18 protein-coding genes and 1 pseudogene are annotated in these 20,164 nt (G+C 36.9%); 5 read left to right on the top strand and 14 right to left on the bottom strand.

Annotated features, from left to right (window positions below):
* Positions 1 to 5: 5 nt before the first annotated feature.
* Positions 6 to 200, bottom strand: a complete 195-nt coding sequence (locus JFU24_RS02055) for a hypothetical protein (RefSeq protein WP_201224391.1) — start codon at positions 198 to 200, stop codon at positions 6 to 8.
* Between the two features lie 688 nt (positions 201 to 888).
* Here JFU24_RS02055 and JFU24_RS02050 point away from each other — a divergent pair.
* From JFU24_RS02050 to JFU24_RS31150, 3 genes are all read left to right on the top strand, one after another.
* Positions 889 to 1,275, top strand: a complete 387-nt coding sequence (locus JFU24_RS02050) for a BlaI/MecI/CopY family transcriptional regulator (RefSeq protein WP_201184882.1) — start codon at positions 889 to 891, stop codon at positions 1,273 to 1,275.
* A gap of 60 nt (positions 1,276 to 1,335) precedes the next feature.
* Positions 1,336 to 3,078 carry a BlaR1 family beta-lactam sensor/signal transducer gene (locus JFU24_RS02045; RefSeq protein ID WP_242485244.1) on the top strand — a complete coding sequence of 581 codons (1,743 nt, stop codon included), beginning with the start codon at positions 1,336 to 1,338 and terminating at the stop codon, positions 3,076 to 3,078.
* A gap of 604 nt (positions 3,079 to 3,682) precedes the next feature.
* On the top strand, positions 3,683 to 3,880 hold the full coding sequence (locus JFU24_RS31150) for a YolD-like family protein (protein WP_201253570.1): 198 nt from the start codon (positions 3,683 to 3,685) through the stop codon (positions 3,878 to 3,880).
* A 110-nt stretch (positions 3,881 to 3,990) separates the two neighbouring features.
* Here the strand turns inward: JFU24_RS31150 and JFU24_RS02035 are convergent, their stop codons facing one another.
* The 12 genes and pseudogenes from JFU24_RS02035 to JFU24_RS01985 form a co-directional block, all read right to left on the bottom strand.
* Positions 3,991 to 4,266 carry an HU family DNA-binding protein gene (locus tag JFU24_RS02035; RefSeq protein WP_201249415.1) on the bottom strand — a complete coding sequence of 92 codons (276 nt, stop codon included), beginning with the start codon at positions 4,264 to 4,266 and terminating at the stop codon, positions 3,991 to 3,993.
* Positions 4,267 to 4,417: 151 nt separating this feature from the next.
* A pseudogene (locus JFU24_RS02030) lies at positions 4,418 to 4,658 on the bottom strand (DDE-type integrase/transposase/recombinase); the annotation flags it as partial.
* A gap of 5 nt (positions 4,659 to 4,663) precedes the next feature.
* The gene (locus JFU24_RS02025) at positions 4,664 to 5,305 is read right to left on the bottom strand and encodes an SDR family NAD(P)-dependent oxidoreductase (RefSeq protein ID WP_274608154.1); all 642 of its coding nucleotides are present in this window, start codon (positions 5,303 to 5,305) and stop codon (positions 4,664 to 4,666) included.
* Entirely contained in the window at positions 5,268 to 5,417 is a 150-nt protein-coding gene (locus JFU24_RS30630; RefSeq protein ID WP_274608120.1) for an SDR family NAD(P)-dependent oxidoreductase, read from the bottom strand. Before JFU24_RS30630 ends, JFU24_RS02025 begins: the two co-directional genes overlap by 38 nt.
* A 150-nt stretch (positions 5,418 to 5,567) precedes the next feature.
* Positions 5,568 to 7,028, bottom strand: coding sequence for a CoA-acylating methylmalonate-semialdehyde dehydrogenase (locus tag JFU24_RS02020; protein ID WP_201249414.1), 1,461 nt, complete (start codon positions 7,026 to 7,028; stop codon positions 5,568 to 5,570).
* A 34-nt stretch (positions 7,029 to 7,062) separates the two neighbouring features.
* A complete protein-coding gene (locus tag JFU24_RS02015; protein WP_201249413.1) occupies positions 7,063 to 8,265 on the bottom strand; it encodes an iron-containing alcohol dehydrogenase in 1,203 nt (400 codons plus the stop codon).
* A gap of 200 nt (positions 8,266 to 8,465) precedes the next feature.
* Positions 8,466 to 9,530 carry an enoyl-CoA hydratase/isomerase family protein gene (locus JFU24_RS02010; RefSeq protein ID WP_201224381.1) on the bottom strand — a complete coding sequence of 355 codons (1,065 nt, stop codon included), beginning with the start codon at positions 9,528 to 9,530 and terminating at the stop codon, positions 8,466 to 8,468.
* A gap of 187 nt (positions 9,531 to 9,717) precedes the next feature.
* Positions 9,718 to 11,010 carry a histidinol dehydrogenase gene (gene hisD / locus JFU24_RS02005; RefSeq protein ID WP_201249412.1) on the bottom strand — a complete coding sequence of 431 codons (1,293 nt, stop codon included), beginning with the start codon at positions 11,008 to 11,010 and terminating at the stop codon, positions 9,718 to 9,720.
* A gap of 243 nt (positions 11,011 to 11,253) precedes the next feature.
* Positions 11,254 to 11,901 carry a ThuA domain-containing protein gene (locus JFU24_RS02000; protein WP_201224377.1) on the bottom strand — a complete coding sequence of 216 codons (648 nt, stop codon included), beginning with the start codon at positions 11,899 to 11,901 and terminating at the stop codon, positions 11,254 to 11,256.
* A 32-nt stretch (positions 11,902 to 11,933) separates the two neighbouring features.
* The gene (locus JFU24_RS01995; RefSeq protein WP_201224375.1) at positions 11,934 to 13,799 is read right to left on the bottom strand and encodes a thiamine pyrophosphate-binding protein; all 1,866 of its coding nucleotides are present in this window, start codon (positions 13,797 to 13,799) and stop codon (positions 11,934 to 11,936) included.
* 329 nt (positions 13,800 to 14,128) lie between these two features.
* A complete protein-coding gene (locus tag JFU24_RS01990) occupies positions 14,129 to 15,517 on the bottom strand; it encodes an MFS transporter (RefSeq protein ID WP_201249411.1) in 1,389 nt (462 codons plus the stop codon).
* Between the two features lie 111 nt (positions 15,518 to 15,628).
* Positions 15,629 to 17,173: a GMC oxidoreductase gene (locus JFU24_RS01985; protein ID WP_201249410.1), complete on the bottom strand. Its 1,545-nt coding sequence runs from the start codon at positions 17,171 to 17,173 to the stop codon at positions 15,629 to 15,631.
* Between the two features lie 442 nt (positions 17,174 to 17,615).
* Here JFU24_RS01985 and JFU24_RS29940 point away from each other — a divergent pair, with 442 nt between their 5' ends.
* Positions 17,616 to 17,747 carry a LacI family DNA-binding transcriptional regulator gene (locus tag JFU24_RS29940; RefSeq protein ID WP_242485243.1) on the top strand — a complete coding sequence of 44 codons (132 nt, stop codon included), beginning with the start codon at positions 17,616 to 17,618 and terminating at the stop codon, positions 17,745 to 17,747.
* Positions 17,734 to 18,645, top strand: coding sequence for a LacI family DNA-binding transcriptional regulator (locus JFU24_RS01980; RefSeq protein WP_242485242.1), 912 nt, complete (start codon positions 17,734 to 17,736; stop codon positions 18,643 to 18,645). Before JFU24_RS29940 ends, JFU24_RS01980 begins: the two co-directional genes overlap by 14 nt.
* Before the next feature lie 103 nt (positions 18,646 to 18,748).
* On the opposite strand, the gene JFU24_RS01975 is transcribed toward JFU24_RS01980, so the two are convergent.
* A complete protein-coding gene (locus JFU24_RS01975) occupies positions 18,749 to 19,915 on the bottom strand; it encodes an MFS transporter (protein ID WP_201249409.1) in 1,167 nt (388 codons plus the stop codon).
* Between the last annotated feature and the right edge of the window lie 249 nt (positions 19,916 to 20,164).

Genomic DNA, 20,164 nt, shown 5'->3' with positions numbered 1-20,164 from the left:
CTTCCTCAAATAGGCCTGATTTGCAGTTTTTCATTTACTGAAGATAATAAAGCAATCAGCCTACCATAATCTTGTTTCGATAACATTTGAGAAAAGCTCTCAAACCTCTCTTTTTGTTTACTCTCTTTTGAGCATCCAGATATAAATATGTAGCAAAAAATCATCATAAACAGTACCATAAACGGTTTAGTCTTTTTCACTACGTTACCTCCTATAAAAACAACTTGTTAAACTCTTTCCATTCCATGAATTTTTTAAATGATAATTTATTATCTTTGTCTACTAAATGCGCTGACTTTGTTAAGTTTTTGAGAGGTTGTTTACTATTTCGACATTATTTAAGGTGTTGTATCTTTTCTTTCACATTAGTTTCTCCACTCTATCTTGCTAAATTTCCCCCTCACATTCCATTTTGCCGGAAAATAGTTGTCTACTGTTATTCCAGAAATACCAAGAAAAAGAGCTATTACCATCATCTATATCCCCTGTTTACCACTTATGAAAATATTACATATGTAGTTTTTGAAAGTATTACATATGTAGGATTTGGAGTCAATACTTTTATTCTTAAAGTGATAGCTATATAAAAAACAAAATATTACAGTCGTAAGTTTTAAGGTAAAGAGTAGTATACAAGAATCTTTTTAAAATAAGAATGTTGATAGGTAGCATGAAGAATAAATAAAAGTAGGTGTTACAATGTTGAAAAAGAAAAAAACAAGTTTCTCCTATCTTTTTTTCATTTAATTTACAGAAATGTAGATCTTAAATATTACGTATGTAATATTTAAGATCAATGTTTTTTCTTTATCCTATCGTTTCATTGACTTCTTAAAATATGAACAATATAATTAAATTATTACAATCGTAAGTTTAAGGATGGTTTATATGAAAAAATTACCTCAAATTTCAGAAGCAGAATTAGAAGTTATGAAAATAATCTGGAAACACCCTAATATCAATACCAATGAGGTTATTGAAAAGTTATCCAAAACTAGTAAATGGAGCCCTAAAACAATTCAAACAATGTTGTTACGGCTAATAAAAAAAGGAGCACTGAATCATTATAAGGAAAGTCGTGTATTTGTTTATACACCAAATGTAGCTGAAAGTGATTATTTAGAAATTGAGAGTCGTAGTTTTTTGAATCGTTTTTATAATGGTACTCTTAATTCTATGGTATTAAACTTTTTGGAAAAAGATAAGCTGTCAGATGATGAAATTAATGAGTTGTATCAAATTTTAGAAGAACGTAAGAACAGAAAGAAGGAATAATATGGGCAGCTCTTTCTTTTCTCTCTTTTTCATCAGTAATATTATATTGTCTGTGATTTTTTGCATGATCATATTCATAAAAAAAATATTAAAGATTCAAATAACTGTAAACACCCAATATCATATCAGTGTCATTTCTCTTTTGACATTGATTGCTCCCTTTATCCCCTTTCATTTTCTAAAAATAAACTCTTTTTTGACTGGATGATAAACTTGGGAAGTAATTCAAAATTATCTGATATCCATTCTACAGGTAAAACGAAAGAAACAATTGTTCAAAATGCAAATTGGCTACAAGATTTTTCTATGTCAATTGAGCAATCGTCTTTCAGAATGATGGATTCTGTCTTTTTCATAGTGTGGATATTAGGAATGATTGTTATGCTTATGGCTACTTTATATAGCAATCTAAGAATTGGCAAAATAAAAAAAAGCCTACAAGTAGTTGAAAACAAAGAGTTATCAGCGCTTTTTTATACATGTAAAGAGGAAATACATTTTCATAAAAAGGTTGTCTTAGGATATTCCTCATTGATAAAATCACCCATTACCTTCGGGATTATCAATCCATATATTGTCATACCAAAAGATATTTCAAGGCTTTCTATTGACGAGATGAAATGTGTATTGCTTCACGAGTTATACCATTGTAAACGTAGAGATATGCTAGTAAACTATTTCATGTGTCTGGCCAGAACTGTTTATTGGTTTAATCCTCTCGTATGGTATTTCTTAAGGGAAATGAAAACAGAGATGGAGATTTCTTGCGATTATGCAGTTTTAAAAACGCTAGATAAGGAATCACATCTCAAATATGGTGAGGTTATTTTAAAATTTGCTTCTCTTTCGCAACGAACATCATCACTGTTAGCTGCTTCGGAAATCAGTAGCTCATACAAACAAGTAAAAAGGCGTATTGTTACAATCGGAAATTTTCAAGTAGAATCACATCTGCTAAAAATGAAAAGTAATCTAGTATTCATCATTCTTCTTGCGATCATTTTGATTAGTATTCCTTCGATATCTGCATTGGCGGCTGTGAACAAAGAAACACATCCTTTTTCTCATACCAATGTAGTGTACAAAGATTACAGTAGCTTTTTTGATGAACTTTCAGGGAGTGCGGTACTGTATGATTCCAAAATGAAACAGTATACTATATACAATAAGAAAGAAAGCACTACTAGATTCCAACCTACTTCCACTTATAAGATATTCAGTGCATTGTTTGCGCTAGAATCTGGGATTATTACAAGGGACAATTCTCAAATGAATTGGGATGGAACCCTATATCCATATGAGGAATGGAATCAAGATCAAGATTTATTCTCAGCTATGGAAAGCTCCTCCACATGGTATTTTCAAAAACTTGATCAACAGATGGGCAAAAAGAAATTGCAGAATTATTTTGAACAGATAAATTATGGAAATGGCGATTTATCTGGCAATATAACTAATTATTGGCTAGATGCCTCTCTAAAAATTTCTCCTGTTGAACAGGTAGATATTTTGAAAAAGTTTTATGATAATGAATTCGCTTTTGAACAATCTAATATTCAAACTGTGAAAGACTCCTTACTTTTAGAAGAATCAAATGGTAATTTGTTATCTGGAAAAACGGGAACCGCAGTTGTAAACGGGGAAAATATTGATGGTTGGTTTGTGGGATATGTAGAAACTGTAGATAATACTTTTTTCTTTGCCTTTCATATTCAAGGTGAAAAGCAAGCAGGTGGAAGTTCTACTGCAAAGATAGCACTTTCCATTTTGGAGAAGGAAGGTATTTATCAATCTGATTTCTGATAGAAATGATTTTACATCTAGTTTTTCTTTTTTATTTTATAGATAAATATATACGTATGTGATATAAATAATTGCAAATTTGTGAAAAAGGTAATGTTGTTCGAATTATCTGATGTCACACAATAGGTGGCATAGGTATTACTGGAGAAGAGGAACCGCAAAGTAAAATCTGCGGTTTTTTTATTTTCAAAAAATAAAGGAGTGATTCCATTGCTTCATCATATTAGTAAGTATTCTTCATCCATTTTCTTTATAGCGATCAGAATAGAAGTCACGGAGAATGAAATTATAAACATCTTTTAGTGAATAGTTATTTGTAGTACGGTAATATTTATTGAACGAATTGTTGTTTTTGCTCACCGGTTTTACCCTTAGCCATCTTTTCTGTGTTAACAGGCATTTTAAGCTACTCCTTCAACCATTCTATTATTAGTATAAAGTTCTATATAAACTTATATATTCCTTTTATTCTCAAGCCTCTGCATTGAAAACGTTCCTCAACAATCTGGCCCTTTGTTTAATAAAAAAATCCTGCTTCACAACAGGACTTTTGATCAAACTTTATTATAAACGATCAGACTTAATTCAAAATCCACACTTTGAAATGCTGTTATCAGAAAGCCTAGAGGAAAAAACACTTTTAAACATTACTACATGGAAAGATGGCTACTTTTCTTCAAGGATCGGATCGGTTACAAAATTAGATCCCTACGAAAAGAAAATCTTCATTCAAGATGAATTGGATTCGGAAATTACGCTCAACTTTTTTAATATTGTTGACGTCAAGAACCATAGCAATTAACCTATGTGAAAACCGATGCGAAAGTAAAAACCCTAACTTTTCATAAAGAAAAAAATACTCTGGAGAATATCTCATCCCCAGAGTATTTTTACACTAAACAACTATTAATTTTATTTAACAGCCTCTTTTAATTCCTTACCTGGTTTAAAAGCAGGAACTTTGGAAGCCGCAATTTGTATTTCTTCTCCTGTTTGTGGGTTTCTACCCGTTCTAGCTGCTCGCTCGCGCACATCAAATGTGCCAAATCCAACTACTTGGATTTTTTCCTCTTTAGCGAGCGTATTGGCGATCGTTTCAAACAAAGCATCCACTGCTTTTTTCGCGTCTCCCTTTGTAAGTTCTGCTTGTGTTGCTACTTGAACCGATAACCCTAACTGTTTCGCCATTTTTTTGACGAGTTTCTTCTATTATATAGGTTATTTTTAATATCTCTTTCGTATTTTTTAACCAACTTAAAAAAGTCGTCTTTTTAAGGCCTAAATTCGTTATGGCTTTAACGGCTGTAATCTCTCCTGATTTCCATGGGTTATCGACTTGATTTTGTTCCACTCTATTATTGAGATATCTAAAAAATTGCCTTAGTTGTATGCCTTCAGATTATGTTTCCCTTTTTTAACTCTTGAAGTGCTATAGGGTAAGCAGTGTTCTCATCTACTGTTTACACGCGAGGTTTAGACACGTGCGAAAAAGCCAAGGCTTTCTTAATAAAGCGCTTGGCTGCATGTTTATTTCTTGATTTGCTTAAATACCAATCAATCATATGCCCTTCTGAAAGTACAACATCTATATGCCAAAAGTATTTCCACCATTAACTGATAAACATTGTCCCGTAATAAATTTTGCTTCATTGGATGCCAAAAATACAACAGCATTTCCAATATCTCGAGGCTCACCCATTTTACAAAGAGGAACGCCTTTTTTATATTCACTCGTATCTATTCCCTCGTGTCTTTCTACTGGGATAAAACCTGGATTTATTAAATTGACCGTAATGCCAAAAGGTCCTAATTCACTTGCCCAGGAACGTGTCATTCCAATTTGGGAAGACTTTGCTGTTACGTAGTTTGAAAAATTTGGATTTCCCATCTGAATAACTTCGCTTCCGATATTAATAATTCGACCTTCGTTTTTTTTCTTCATTCCAGGTAAAATAGCTTTTGTTAATAATAAAGGTGCTTTTACGAAGAAATTAAGTTGATCTAAATAATCGTCCCATGTACTTTCTTCAATAGATAACTCAGGTTGGGGGCCAGTGGCATTATTAATTAAAATACCAATGCTTTCACCGACTTTTTCCTCAGATTGTTTTACAAGGTGTTTTACTGATTCCTCATCTGTCACGTCCCCTTTGACTAATAGAGCTTTTCCTCCAGTAGATAGTATGAAATCAACGGTTTGTTGTGTCTGCTTCTTGGTTATTTGCATAGTTGACAATAACTGTTGCACCTGAATCGGCTAAAGTTGCACTTATATGTCTTCCAATTCCTCTTGAACCGCCTGTAACTAATGCAATTTTCCCATTTAGATTGTGAGTCATATTACCATTCCCCCTCCAATTTTAGAAATAAATTAAGTAATATGAAAATTTGAAAACAGAGTGGATTCTTAAGCTAGTAAGTTAGAGGAAGACATGATCTGTATTTTAGGGATTGTTTTTTATTTCTCACTCTTCTTCCTAACTATCTTTCTAGTAACGGGCTGTGACCATTTTTTTCCTTGTGAAGAATTCAACGCCATCTGTACCATTGGCATGCAGATCCCCATAGAAAGAGTCTTTCCAACCAGAGAATGGGAAGAACGCCATTGGTGCAGGAACCCCTACATTCACACCTAGCATGCCTGATTCGATATTTTCACGGAATTCGCGTACATTTGCACCACTATCTGTATAAATACAAGCACCATTTGCGAATCGAGAATTGTTAGCCACATCAATTGCTTCTTCTAATGTTTTGACACGTACAATAGATAACACTGGTGCAAAAATTTCATCTTGCCATATTTTCATTTCTTGTGTTACCTTATCAAAAATAGTTGGTCCAACAAAGTAGCCGTTCCCGTTCACAGCTGCATCTTCACGGCCATCACGAACTAATTGAGCTCCTTCTTTCACGCCCGAATCAATGTAGCCAAGCGTACGTTCTTTATGATTTTCACGAATAACAGGTCCTAAGAATACATTCTCTTCTAACCCGTTGCCAATCACAATATTGTTCGCTTCTTCTACTAATCTGTCGATCAATTGATCTGCAATTTCTTCTTGCACAGTTACAATCGATGCCGCCATACAACGCTCTCCAGCTGAACCGAAAGCTGCCCCAATAATTTGTTTCGTTGCTATATTTAGATCTGCATCATTTAGCACAATTGAATGATTTTTCGCACCAGCCAACGCTTGAACACGTTTTAAGTTCTCTGTTCCTTTTTTGTACACATACTCAGCTACTGGCTGTGAGCCAACAAATGAAATAGCTTTAACTAATTTATGTTCAAGAAGGCCATTTACCACTTCATGGGCACCATTGACGATGTTTAGTACGCCTTTTGGTAAACCAGCTTCTTCAAATAATTCTACTATTCTTGCAGCTAAAAGTGGTGTTCGCTCTGATGGCTTCAATACAAATGTATTACCACAAGCAATCGCAAGTGGGAACATCCAACACGGCACCATCATTGGAAAGTTAAAAGGTGTAATACCACCAATAACTCCAATTGGATAGCGATACATACCAGACTCAATGCCTGTTGCAATATCAGGAAGCTGTTTCCCCATCATTAATGTAGGAGCTCCTGCTGCAAATTCAACACATTCGATTCCACGTTGTACTTCCCCATGCGCCTCGTTAAAGCTTTTCCCATTTTCAATTGTGACTATTTTCGCTAACTCATCCCAATTTTCTACTAATAATTGTTGGTATTTAAACAGGATACGCGCACGTTTTGGCACAGCTGTTTTTGACCATCCTTTAAAGGCTTTGTTAGCTGCTTGTACAGCTTGCTCTACATCTTCTTTTGTTGAAAGTGGTACTTGAGCAATGACTTCACCTGTAGCTGGATTATATACAGATTCCGTTTTGGCCGTAGATGATGCTACCCATTCACCGCCAATATAATTTTTAATTACTTTTGTATTAGTTGTAGTTGACATTTTGTATTCTCCTTTTTAATAAACTAGTAGACTTTTATGATTTAATTGTATTTTCGCTGGCCTGAAAATCATAATCAAAACAGTAGTAATATAGATCAACTATTTCTTGGTGAGATGGCACTTTTGGGTTATTTGCGGGACTGCCACTTGCTAAAGCATCAGTTGCCATTTTATGAACTACTTGTTGAAATTTATTTTCATCGATTCCCCACTTTTTCATATTCGGGATATTCAAATCGCAACAAAGCTGCTTAATCTTATTGATAGTCACATCTGCTAACTCTTCATTTGTCGAAGTTTTCAATTCGGGAGATATAACTCTTCCAATTGTTGCTAATGCATCGATGGCAGATTCTTTAGTAAATTCGAGTACTGCTGGAAGCAACATGGCATTTGAAATACCGTGCGGCACGTGAAATAAAGCTCCAATTGGTCGTGACATCCCATGAACTAGCGTGACGGAAGCATTAGTAAAAGCAAGGCCAGCTTGCATAGACGCAATTGCCATTTTTTCTCTTGCATCCAAATTCTCTCTGTCTTCATAAGCTATTCTTAAATGATTCAAAATAGCTTCTATCGCCGAAAGTGCAAAATTTTCTGTTAATGGTTGTGATAAACTTGATATATAAGCTTCAATTGCATGGCAAAGTGCATCAATTCCTGTTGCGGCGGTAACTGGAGGTGGTGTTGAAATTGTAAGAACTGGATCCACAATAGCTACATTTGGAAGGAATGATGGATGTTTAATCATCATTTTAATATCTTCCTTAGTATTGGTGATCACTGTTACGTTTGTTACTTCTGAACCAGTTCCAGCCGTAGTTGGAATTGCAATGAGAGGAATAGGTTGTTCATTAATTGTAGAATTCCCTCCCATATAATCACCAATATATCCACCATTGGTTGCTACTACTGCTACAGCTTTGGCAGCGTCGATGCAACTGCCTCCTCCTACCGCCACAATGACATCACATTGCTCTCTTAAGCAAAGATTAAGTGCTTCATTGATATGTAAATCCGTCGGTTCAGTGTTAACATCCAAATATGAAACATAAGAAACATCTGAACCTTCTAAATATTTTCCGCATTTTTTTACAAGACCTATTTTCTCCATTATACGATCACTTATCAGAAGTACTTTATTACCATGAGCTACAACTTGTTCCCCAAGCTGAGTTAAAGAATTTTGACCGTATATAACTGAGTTAGGCATACGAAACTCTGAATATCCTCCCATAATTCTCCTCCTTTCATTATCTTTTTTCTTTCAAAATAATACTCAATTCTCCTTTATTAAATGTCATAACATCAATGTGCTCCCATCCTTAAAAAGAAGACTCCTGATGAACTCAGAAGTCATCTCTTGTTTCGCTAAGCCCACTTGTTGTTGTTTAACTCTCTACTTTTAAGAGTCACATTTCATAGTGAAGATTCCTTTTAATTTGAAATATTAATATTATGATTAAAATGCCTCTCTATATCCTCTTTACTTACATCAGCTAAAGAATTTGGCCTCCAATGTGGTTTACGATCCTTCTCAACTAACACAGAACGAACTCCTTCATAGAAATCATGATTCTTCATAAAATTCATACTTAATTTAAGCTCCATATTAAAACATGAAGTAAGTGACTGATTATTTCCCTTCTGTAATTGGCTTAAAGTTACTTTCAATGAAGTTGGAGATTTAGATTGGATTGTAGATTTTGTTTTAGATGCCCAATCGTCTCCTGAATCAGCCGCCATCCCCAATGAAGCAACAATTTCTTCCAAAGTTTCATATGCAAAGTGTTTATCTATTTTTAATTGCAAGGCGGATAGAGGAGATTTTTCTACTAGATGAGAACAAAAGGAATCTAGTAACTCACAAATTTGTTTCCTTGCATCGTCCAAATTCCAATTTTTATTTTGAACCTCGTAAATGAATTCCTCCCAACGAGTACTTTCCATATAACGATTCGCAGCTCCTACATAAATTACATCAGCAGACTTTATAGTTGCCCCAGTTAGCGCAAGGTAACGTCCTACATGACCAGGCATTTTATTCAGAAAGTAACTTGCGCCTACATCAGGGAAGAAACCGATATTCATTTCAGGCATGGCCCATTTTGTTTTTTCTGTAACAATCCTTTCACTTGCCCCGACAGATAATCCTACACCACCTCCCATAACAATACCATCCATATAAACAAGAATTGGTTTTGGGTATTGATGTATCATTAGATCCATCCGGTATTCCGTAGTAAAGAAACGGCGGGCATGTACTTCTACGTTAGCGTTCCGTTGATTATAGAAGAATCGCATATCTCCTCCAGCACACAAACCTTTTGTTCCTTCTCCTGAAATACAGATTAACGACACTTTTGGATCTGCTCTCCACGTATCTAAAGTTGTCTTCATACTCTCTACCATTTCTGCAGTAAGAGCATTGAGTGCCTGAGGACGGTTCAGTTTTAACCAACCTACTCCCCGGTCAATATTACATAAAATGTTAGTTTCCATTTAAACCTCCATTGACTTAAGGATTATGTTAATAGCAAGAGGTTAACATCTTTCCAAGTACAGGAATCAATCTATTTCTACTACTCGCATGTGAATTTCCGAAGAATGACTTTTTATACCCCAAGAAGGGGAAGGAGTCCATAGTACCAAAACACCAAGATTGACTTCCTACATTTCTGCATCAAGTTCATTTCTTACTTAGCAAATTGTCTTCATACTCTAGGCGAAGACGTGCAGTGATGGCATGACCCTCCATCCGTTCTGCATCACAAATCGCTGCAACATGTGGAGCCACTACTCTTGTTCCCTCTTCCGATACTTTCTGGTACGTCAGAGTTTTTAGGAATTTTCCAACCCATAACCCGCCAGTATAACGAGCTGCGCCGTCAGTAGGCAACACATGGTTAGTCCCAATCGCTTTATCTCCATATGCAACCGTTGACCGTGCTCCAATAAATAGTGACCCATAGTTGGTTAGTCGATCAAAATACCAGTTATTATCGCTCGTCTGAAGTTCAACATGTTCAGAGGCGATCTCATCAGCTACTTGAAGTACTTCTTCCCGGTTGTCGCATAAAATAATTTCACCTCGATTTTTCCATGCCTGCTCCGATACTTCAGCAGTAGGCCAAGAGGTCTTCAACCACTGTTCCACTTCCTCGATAACCTTCTGTGCAAATAATTCCGAATCAGTGACCAATACCACCTGGGACGTGGGGCCATGTTCAGCTTGTCCCAATAAATCAGCTGCAACAAGCCTAGCATCGGCGCTCTCATCAGCAATCACCAACGCTTCAGTTGGACCTGCTAGTAAATCGATACCTATCGGGCCGAATAGTTGTCGTTTCGCCTCAGCCACATACGCATTGCCTGCGCCTACGATCATATCTACAGGTTTGATACCGTCCACACCATACGCCATTGCTGCAAGTGCTTGAACTCCGCCAAAGCAGTAAATCTCATCCGCACCAGCAGCTGCCATCGCGTAAAGTTGTGGGGCATGAATGCCCCCTTCTCTGGTTGGAGGTGCGCATGCGATAACGCGTGACACACCCGCCGCCTTTGCAGTTGTAATCGTCATAATAGCAGATGAGATGAGAGGATATCTTCCACCTGGTACATAACAGCCGACTGCATTTACAGGGACTAACTTATGCCCAAGGGTGACGCCGGGCATAGTTTCGACCTCTAGGCTACCTATTGTGGATCGTTGACGTCTAGCAAAGTTATCTACCTGTTCACGGGCAAAATCAATACTAGCTCGCAATTCAGGTGGCGTTTCTCGTCTTGCCTTCTCAATCATTTCTTCATCGACACGGAACGATTCAGGGTTCCACATATCAAACTTTTGCGAATATTTTCGTACCGCTTTGATGCCTTGTTCTTTTATATCCTCCAGGATCTGTTTAACTGTCTGACTGATTTCTGGACTAGCAGATTCAGACGCCTGTTCTGCACTTTTTAGATAAGTAATCGCCATAGCTTATTCTATCTCCTTTCGATTTAACAACTTTTATTCAAAATTGGAAGTTCATTTTAAATATATCTTTTGCTTTAAGAGATGAATCATCGAAATTATCAAGATTCATCTCTTAAAGATCAATATTTTTTATTTCATGTTTTGCAATATTCTATAGGTTCTTAAGGTGACTGGTTTTAAAAAGTAAGTGCATTTAGTATTATTTTTATATTAATTACCTATTCTCTATCATAAATAACTAGTTTACCTCGTGGCCCAACGGATTCCTCGTATAGTCAGTTCCATTACCTCGGGGATTTCAAACTCCTTGGTACTATGTCCCAATGTGTGATAAAACACTCGACCTTTTCCCCATTGTCTCTTCCATGCTACTGGCATCTGGTTGCCTTTCAACCAAGTAAACTCATCCCCGTCCATCACTGTTGTCGCAATCACATCATTACCGGGATCCGTATGCATATAGTACTGTTCTGAGAACAACTTAAAGCTCGAAAGTCCATCCGTCAAAGGATCATCCTTTGGAAAATCAACTTCATACTCTATAAAATCACCTGGATGTCCGAGAACATGCCCCCCCAAAACCATCTTGAAGAACTTATGGGGATGACTACTGTCGAATGCCCCGGCTAATGCATGCCAACCAACTAGACCCACGCCTCGCTCGATAGCTTTAACCAGCGCCTGTTCTTGCATGATACTGAGTTCATCGGCAGTCCAGATAGGAATAATTACATCAAACTCATGTAAGCGATTTGACTCCAGGATACTTAAGTCATCAGTACACTCCACCACATACCCCTCAAGCAAACGATTAACTGTCAAGTCAGCCAATTCGGTTGGATAATGCCATTTCCATCCGCCATGTAATACCAATGCTTTTTTTCTATTCATTTGATTTCCCTCCCAAAAAAATCAAATTTTGCTTATAGATGTTGCTGAAGAGATCGGTGCTTCGCGTAATCATCTCGTCGTTCTTTATCCATGTAGTCCGCCACTGGGAAGTCCCACCAACCTGGAGTAAACGGCCCTGCTGCATCCCTTGAAGTCATTGCTTCTATTAATGTAGGTCCATCTGTTTCTAAGGCTTCTGCGAGAGCTTTAGCCACTTCATTTGGCGTTTCTGTTCTCCAAGACTTAAGTCCGAAATTTTTAGCTACTTCAGAGAAATTTGGTGTGTACGGCTCTCCATTTTTCAAACTAAATTCAGCTCCAATATGCCGATTGGTCAGTTTGCGCTGGCCACCGCGAATAGACATATAACCCATGTTGTTTAAAATCAAGAAAACTACAGGAATATTGTGCATCACTGCCACCGCAATCTCAGGTAATGACTGCATAAAATCCCCATCACCAACAACACATACAACTTTTTTATCTGGCTTTGCCAATTTTGCTCCGAGAGACGCTGGAACAGCCCACCCCATTGGTGACCAGCTTCCTGAGTGAATATAAGTCCGTGGCTCATATAAAGGAAATCCTTGTTTAATTACACTTTCACAATTCCCTGAACCTGCAGCCACAATTCCGTCACGAGGAAGTACTTTACGTAATTCAGCCAATACACGTTGTTGGGTCATTGGTGAGCTATCACTCTCTCGGCGCGGAGCAAGCTTTTGTTCCCACTCTTCCTTTTTCTGTTCAATCTCAAGATGATAACTCCCGCGACGTTCATTCATTTCCTCTGCCTGCTCTGGCGTTATGATCTCCAACAGATCCTGTAGGGCAAACTTTGCATCGGCTACAATTCCCACTTCTGTTGGATAGTTCTTTCCAATCTCCTGTGGATCAATATCAATGTGAATGAGCTTGGCTGGAGGGAAAGAGTACGTCACTCCCTTTACATAACTTGAAGAAGAACTATCCGTGAATCGACAACCAACTGAGATGACTACGTCTGCATTCGCTGCTAGAAAATTGCCGCTAGTTGTTCCCGTATGACCAATTGCCCCTGCAAATAGAGGGTGATCCTCAGGCATAGCACTTTTTCCATTCCATGTTGTTACTACAGCTGCCCCAACTACTTCCGCCAGTTGACGCAATTCAGGTGAAGCTTCTGCCGTGATGGCGCCACCTCCGACAACAATCACTGGTCGTTCAGAGGACAACAGTAATTTTGCTGCGGCTTCGATTGCCTCTGGGTCAGGACGAAGTCTTCCCATCGGCATTCTTTTCTTAAGATCATGAATTTCAACATCTGCACTTTCAGCTTGTACGTCCATTGGAACTTCTACATGTACGGGACCTGGTCTTCCACTCATCATAGAGTTAAAGGCACGGTGCATAATGAACGGAAGCTCATCAACTCGGCTGACTTCCCAATTTCGCTTAGTTACTCCTTCAGTGACGCGATTAAAATCGTTAGAGTGGTAACGATCTAATTCCTGCATGCATCCGTGACCACGCATATGGGTTCCAACCCCACCAGTAAGAAGAAGAGTGGCTGTCGAGTCGGCATAGGCTGCGGCTAATCCAATTATCGTATTTGCTGCACCAGGACCCACGGAAGTCATAGCAGCCATCGGTTTTCCAGAAGCACGGTAATATCCGTCTGCGAGATGAACAGCACTTTGCTCGTGCATCATCTGGATAAAGGGAATTTCACAGCCTTCCTGATGGAAAGCATCCATGAGTGTCCAGCTTCCGTGACCAGGAATACCTGCAACATAAGGAACTCCATAATTTTTTAAAGCCTTCGCAATAATTTGACTACCTGTTAATGTCTTACGACTACTTGCATCATTACCCAATTTTTCGACTTCATTTTTCACGGTATCGATTGATTTGCTCATAATTTTTCTCCTTTTCTCGTTTTGTTGACCGGTTCACCTATACGATAGACCCCAAAATTGAATCACTCTTATCAGGATTACCTGTTATATTTAGTTTTTTGTTGACCGGTCAACTTAACATATTGAATCAATTTTTTTCTTTGTTGACCGGTTCACTAACAAAACTAACATTTTAATAATTTTTTGTAAAGGATAATTTTTATATAATTTAATATATTCAGATAAATAAAGGGAGATAAATAGCTCTACTATCACATTTGACAATTCCTTCTTAAACTTGTCTCATAGCAGTTATCTTTTTTATAACAAAGTGCTTGGAGGCTCCACCATTACGGTCTTCTATCATTTAACTCGTTAAGAATTTGTCCATGATATCTGTCTAGCTTATAGAACAGGAGTGGAAGAATCTGAAGTGCTGTGAATAAAATGCCACTAGTAAACAGTATAATGGAGATGGCGTTTCGAGCTCCATCCGTAACTGCGTTTGGGTCATACCCCGCCCATCCTAATGCATACCCTACGAGTGCAGAACCTATCGCAATACCGAATAAGGTAGCGAAGCTATATGAAGAATATAGCAAACTTTCACTTTTCTTCCCAAATTTCCACTCTTGATAATCAACTGTATCACTCAACATCGCATAGATCGCTGCAAAACTCACTCCCATTAAAATGTAGGTGATTAGCATCAAAATAGTAAAAAGGATAGTTTGTTCACCTAGAAAGATTAGAAGAATAAATGATAATAAAGCTCCGGCAAGGGCGATGAGATTTCCATTTCTATTACCAAATCGTTTTAAAATAGGGCTTGCAATTAGGCCACCGACGAAGTTGCCTCCATTGACCACTACCAATAAAATTGTAGCCATTGCAGGTACGTTTAGAACATACGCTGCATAATAGATAATGATACCAGACACCGCTCCTAGTCCTAAGTATTGCATTAAACAACTAATAGTAAGCAATATCCAAGGTTTATTTTTAAACATATTGATTACTTGTTTCCTAGTTTCATCTTTATCTCCTATTTCTGTATACTCTGCAAATCGTTCTTTACAGTTTTTAAAAACAAGGAAAAACATTATTGTACCAAGGATAGAATATAAGGCCATCACAATTGGGAACCCCACCTGCTGATTTCCATTCCCGAAAAGGCTGACTAATGGCAAGGTACAAAAAGCTACAATAGTAGCACCCATCCCCATTCCCATCGTACGATAACTACCTAATTGTTGCCTTTCATGCTTATCCTGTGTCATCATTGTTAGCATTGAACCATAAGGAAGATTGACCGCTGTATAACAGAGTCCTAGTAAAAAATATGTTATATATGCATATATTAGTTTCCCGGTATCTGAAAAATCTGGTGTAATAAAGGTTAATACACTTAGAACCCCAAGAGGTATGGATAGGTAAAGCAAATAAGGCCTGGCTTTTCCATGTTTACTTTTAGTTCTATCAACTATAATGCCCATCACTGGATTAGCAACGGCATCGCATATTCTTGTAATTAAAAACAAGGTGCCAACTGCAGCTGCTGAAATACCATAAACATTGGTATAGAAAAAGAGTAAATAACTCGCGGTCATGCCCCAAATAAAATTTGAAGCCATATCTCCTAATCCAAAGCTCACTTTCTCCATTACACCTATCTTATTTGATCTGTCATTCAAACTTGTACTCGTTTTTAATGTATCCGCTTTCAATAATTCACTCATTCTTCTCACTTCCCTTCTTTTAATTACATACCTTACTCAGTTTTCGTACATTTAGTAATGCATCTAGTTTTAACCTTCATTGATTTCCATAATCAGGCCATTTTTACAATTTCACTTTGACAAATGCATACTTTCACCAGCTGGTAATATGGTCTTTTGCTTAAGTAGATGATTCCCAACACGCAACGCTTGTGCAACGATAGTTAGAACTGGATTAAGTGCTGCTGATGATGGGAAAAACGATGCATCCATGACATATAAGTTTTGAACCGTATGGGCTCGACAGTATTGATCAAGGACTGAGGTAGCAGGGTCATTACCAAAACGAATCGTACCGCACTGATGGGAATTTGTTTCTATTCCCCCCATCGGCTGAGCCACTAAGATTGGATATCCAGCCCTCTTAAGCATTTTTTTTGTCTCTTTAATTAATTCTTTATGAGCATTCAGGTTATTCACTTTATATTGAACCTGAATCTTACCGTCTTCGGTTAAAGTCACGCGATTTTCATTATCTGGGAGATCTTCGGACATAAGTAAGAAATCTATACTTCGCTTTGCAACACCGTTCAGAATTGGGTAAGGGATGAACGGCTTTTTATCTTTCATCATAGATCCTTGCAGTTTCCCAAGCATTTGTACATTTCCCATAGGGTAAGGGAAAGTAGAGCTACCAAAGTAAAAGTCATTAAGTGCAAATGTTTTTTGGAAGACAGTCGGATTTTCCTTAGGCTCCAAAGCAATGACCGCAGTGTTAATATGCATCATATAATTACGTCCAACTAAGCCCGATTGGTTTGCTAATCCTTCAGGATGCTTGGCATTCGCCGAACGTAAAAGTAAAGCAGCTGAATTTACAGCACCACATGAAGCCACAATAGTGTCAGCCACTGCTATATAAATTTTTCCATCCTTCTCAAATTCGACTGCAGTAGCACGACTTCCACTTTCATCAGTCAAAATTCGATGAGCATAAGCATTTGTAATCATAGTTACATTCTGAGATTTAAGTGCTGGCTGTATACAGCACACATCCGCATCGCCCTTCGCATGGATATTACATGGGAATCCATCACATGTTTTACAGCGTATACATTTCCCGCCCTCGTGTAAGTCAACAGCCATAGGAAGATGAAGAGGGTTCAGACCTTGTTTCTTCAACCTAGCTGCAATTTTTTCTAATGTCGGTTCATGAGGAACTTCTGGAAAAGGAAAAGGTGAAGACCGCGGTGGATCCGTTAAATCTTCTCCTGATTTACCATGTACAAGATAAAGTTCTTCAGCACGAGCATAGTAAGGTTCTAAGTCTTCATAGTCTATCGGCCAAGCTGGCGAAATACCGCCCTCATGTTTAATCTCCTTAAAGTCTTCTTTTCGTAATCGGTACATAACAGCACCATAAACTTTTGTATTACCTCCCACACAATAATTAGTTCCTGGCGAGAAAGGATTTCCCTGTTCGTCGTACCAGTATTCCTTCGTCTTATAGCGTTTTTCTGTGAATACTGCTTTCGTATTCCAATTTTCTGGTTCCTCTGGCAGATAGTCGCCACGCTCTAAAATCAGAATTTTCATTCCGCTGTCTTTTAATGCGTAAGCCAAAGTCCCACCACCAGCACCAGTACCGATTATAATGATGTCGTAGTGCTTTTCCATTTCTTTTATCCTCCCATTTTTTTAGGTGGATGCCAATTAGGATAATAAATTTCTGTTATCCTACTAACACTCAATTACTTACGATGTGCAAACCTTAATAGACATCCGGGGATAATTGTTTCCCATCCACCCTTTCAAAATCTTGCTAAAAACATTAACTTCATTTTTGTTGACCGGTTCACTTGATACAAGAGGCTCAAACTTTCCCCATCTGTTATCAGGCTCACCATTTACTTTTTTGTTTGTTAACCGGTTAACCTTTCTTGTTTTTTTGTATTGAAAATATTTCTTAATAAAATTAACATCTAATTACTTTTTTGTAAAGAAAAGATTGAGAAAATTAAATTTATTTAGAAAATTAAATCTAACCAGTTCTTTGTGTTGCATTAGAACCAACCTATCTTTATAATTTATATTAAGTTAACCGGTCAACGGAGGGATTATGGAAAAAAAAGTTACTATTCGCGATGTAGCAAGATATACAGGCGTATCACGTACAACCGTTTCTAATATAGTTAACGGTATAAACAAAACTTCGGAAGAAACAAAAAGAAAAAGTATTGAAAGCAATTAAAGAGCTTAATTATCAACCTGATTTCACTGCAATCAGCTTGTCCAAGAAAAAATCAAATATTATAGGTGTCGTAATTCCTACATTTGATGATTCTCTTGCCCCTATTTTTAGAGAAAACCATTACTATACTGAAATTTTGGGTGGAATGGAGTATGTCTTTAAGAACCATAACTATGACCTTTTCATCTCTGGTATGATGAATCCTATTGAATTCAAAAATTGGATTCAAAAACGAAATTTAGATGGTCTCATTTTTTTAGGGTTATTTCCTGAGAGTGTTTATAACGAAATAAAAACGTTAGATATACCGATTGTTTTAATAGATAATTATGAAAAACATGGAGTAAACTATCCTAATATAAGAATTGATGATGAACTGGGCGGGTATATTGCTACAAAACATTTAATTGATATGGGTCATAAACGTATTAGTTTTATGGGACACGATTTAAAAACGATCTCAGTAGATGAAAAACGACTTAGTGGGTATATTAAAGCACTACAGGAAGCTAATCTTTCTTTGAATGAGGACCTATTATTTGATGGTACTGGTAGTTTTTATGAGGTTGGCTTTCAAATGGGGTTAAAGCTATTAGAATTAGGAGATAAGGCAACAGCTATTTTTGCAACTTCAGATATTTTAGCGGTTGGTATAATTAAAGCACTACTAGAACATGGAAAGAAGGTTCCAAAAGATTATTCTATCGTTGGATTTGATGATCTAGTAATTAGTCGTTATTCAATACCCAGTTTGACGACAATTAGCCAGAATGTATTTAATAAAGGAGTCCTTTCAGCTCAAACTATTTTAAATATAATTGAACATGGAACGTCTGATCCAGTAAGTATTAACCTTCCTATTGAACTTATAGTAAGAAAGTCTACATCATTTTTATAAATATTCATATATATGTTTCTTGTCACCTATGTAGTTTATAATCGACTTTTTATGCAAAACAATCCACCTCTATGTTAATAGAGGTGGATTGTTTTAGATCGATTTATATATTTTTATACCTTTTCTTAACATTTAAAAAATCCTTATAGACTAAAACAGCAACAACAATAAAACTTAGACTAACAACCCGGAAGATCATCTCTAAACTAATCCATTCAGCTAAAATACCTAATACAAAGGCGCTTACTCCAACACCAACGTCAAAACTGGAAAAGAAGGTTGCATTGGCTGCGCCACTTTTTTCTTCACTTACCTTTTGAACCGTCCATGTTTGTAAACATGGCATAACAGTTCCGTAACCTGCCCCAAATAAAATCGCAGCAATAATAAGATGAAGTTCATTTGTCGCATATGACAGCATAACAAGTGACAAAAATCCTAACACAGCTGACATAATGATGATAGACCAAGGTCCTTTTTTGTCATACCATTTTCCGGTAAACGGACGTAGTAAAGTTGCTACTGTTGCATTGATAAGGAAGAATAGAAAAATATGATCTAATCCCTTTTGTTTCCCAAAAAGAACTAAAAATGTAATAATCGCTCCAAAACCAAGTGTTGTAATAACCGTCAGTAAAGCTGGGAACCATACGTCTTTTTCAAAAATCATATCTAAAAATCGAAATGGTTGCTTCTCACGCTTTACAGTAGTAGGTGAATATACAAATTGAAGCGCAATTACTGCCAATAGGCTGAGTACTACTGATGACCAAATTAAAATATCGAAGGAAAAAGAGTCATAGATAAGGATACCTATACTCGGTGCAATGATAGCCCCGACCGTTGTTGAAATAGAAAAATACCCCATTCCTTCTCCTAACCGTGTCTTAGGAATTAAATCGACTACTATTGTACTATTCGCTGTGGTTGATACCCCCCACGCTGCGCCATGGAAAAGTCGTAACAATAGAAAAAGCCATATAATATTAAGAAAAGGATACAGCATTGTAATAATCATTAAAGCTGCACTTGCACTAATAGCTAGACTTTTCCGTTGGTTATCAATTAAATAGTACCCTACAAAAGGTCTGATTAGAACAGCGCCTATCGTAAATAATGATGTCACTAACCCTACTTGAATGGAAGATGCATTCATACTTAACAAATAGGCTGGCAAAATAGGGAGCAACATTTCAAACCCTATAAAAACTAAAAAGTTGCTTATAAATAAAAAAAGAAATGATTTATTAAAGATTCTTTGATTTTTCATATTATTATTCCTCGCTTCTAAATTATTTTTTCTAAGTTAGAAGCGTTTGGACACTGAAACGTTTTTCAATTGCCTAAGTTTTTTAGTCAATTGACTCACCCTCTCTAAAACTCCTTAAAAATTTATCAAATCATTATATCAGACTTCCCCATTATAAACAAACGACTTTTTTAAACAACTATAATATAACTTAAATGAATTTATTGTAAATGTAACAACTTTATTGTCACTCTACACGATAGTTGAATA

This window comes from Peribacillus sp. TH27 (genome assembly GCF_016650915.1).
Classification (GTDB): Bacteria; Bacillota; Bacilli; order Bacillales; family DSM-1321; genus Peribacillus; species Peribacillus butanolivorans.
The sequence above is the reverse complement of the archived record's forward strand: the minus strand, read 5'-3'. Positions and strand labels throughout refer to the sequence as shown.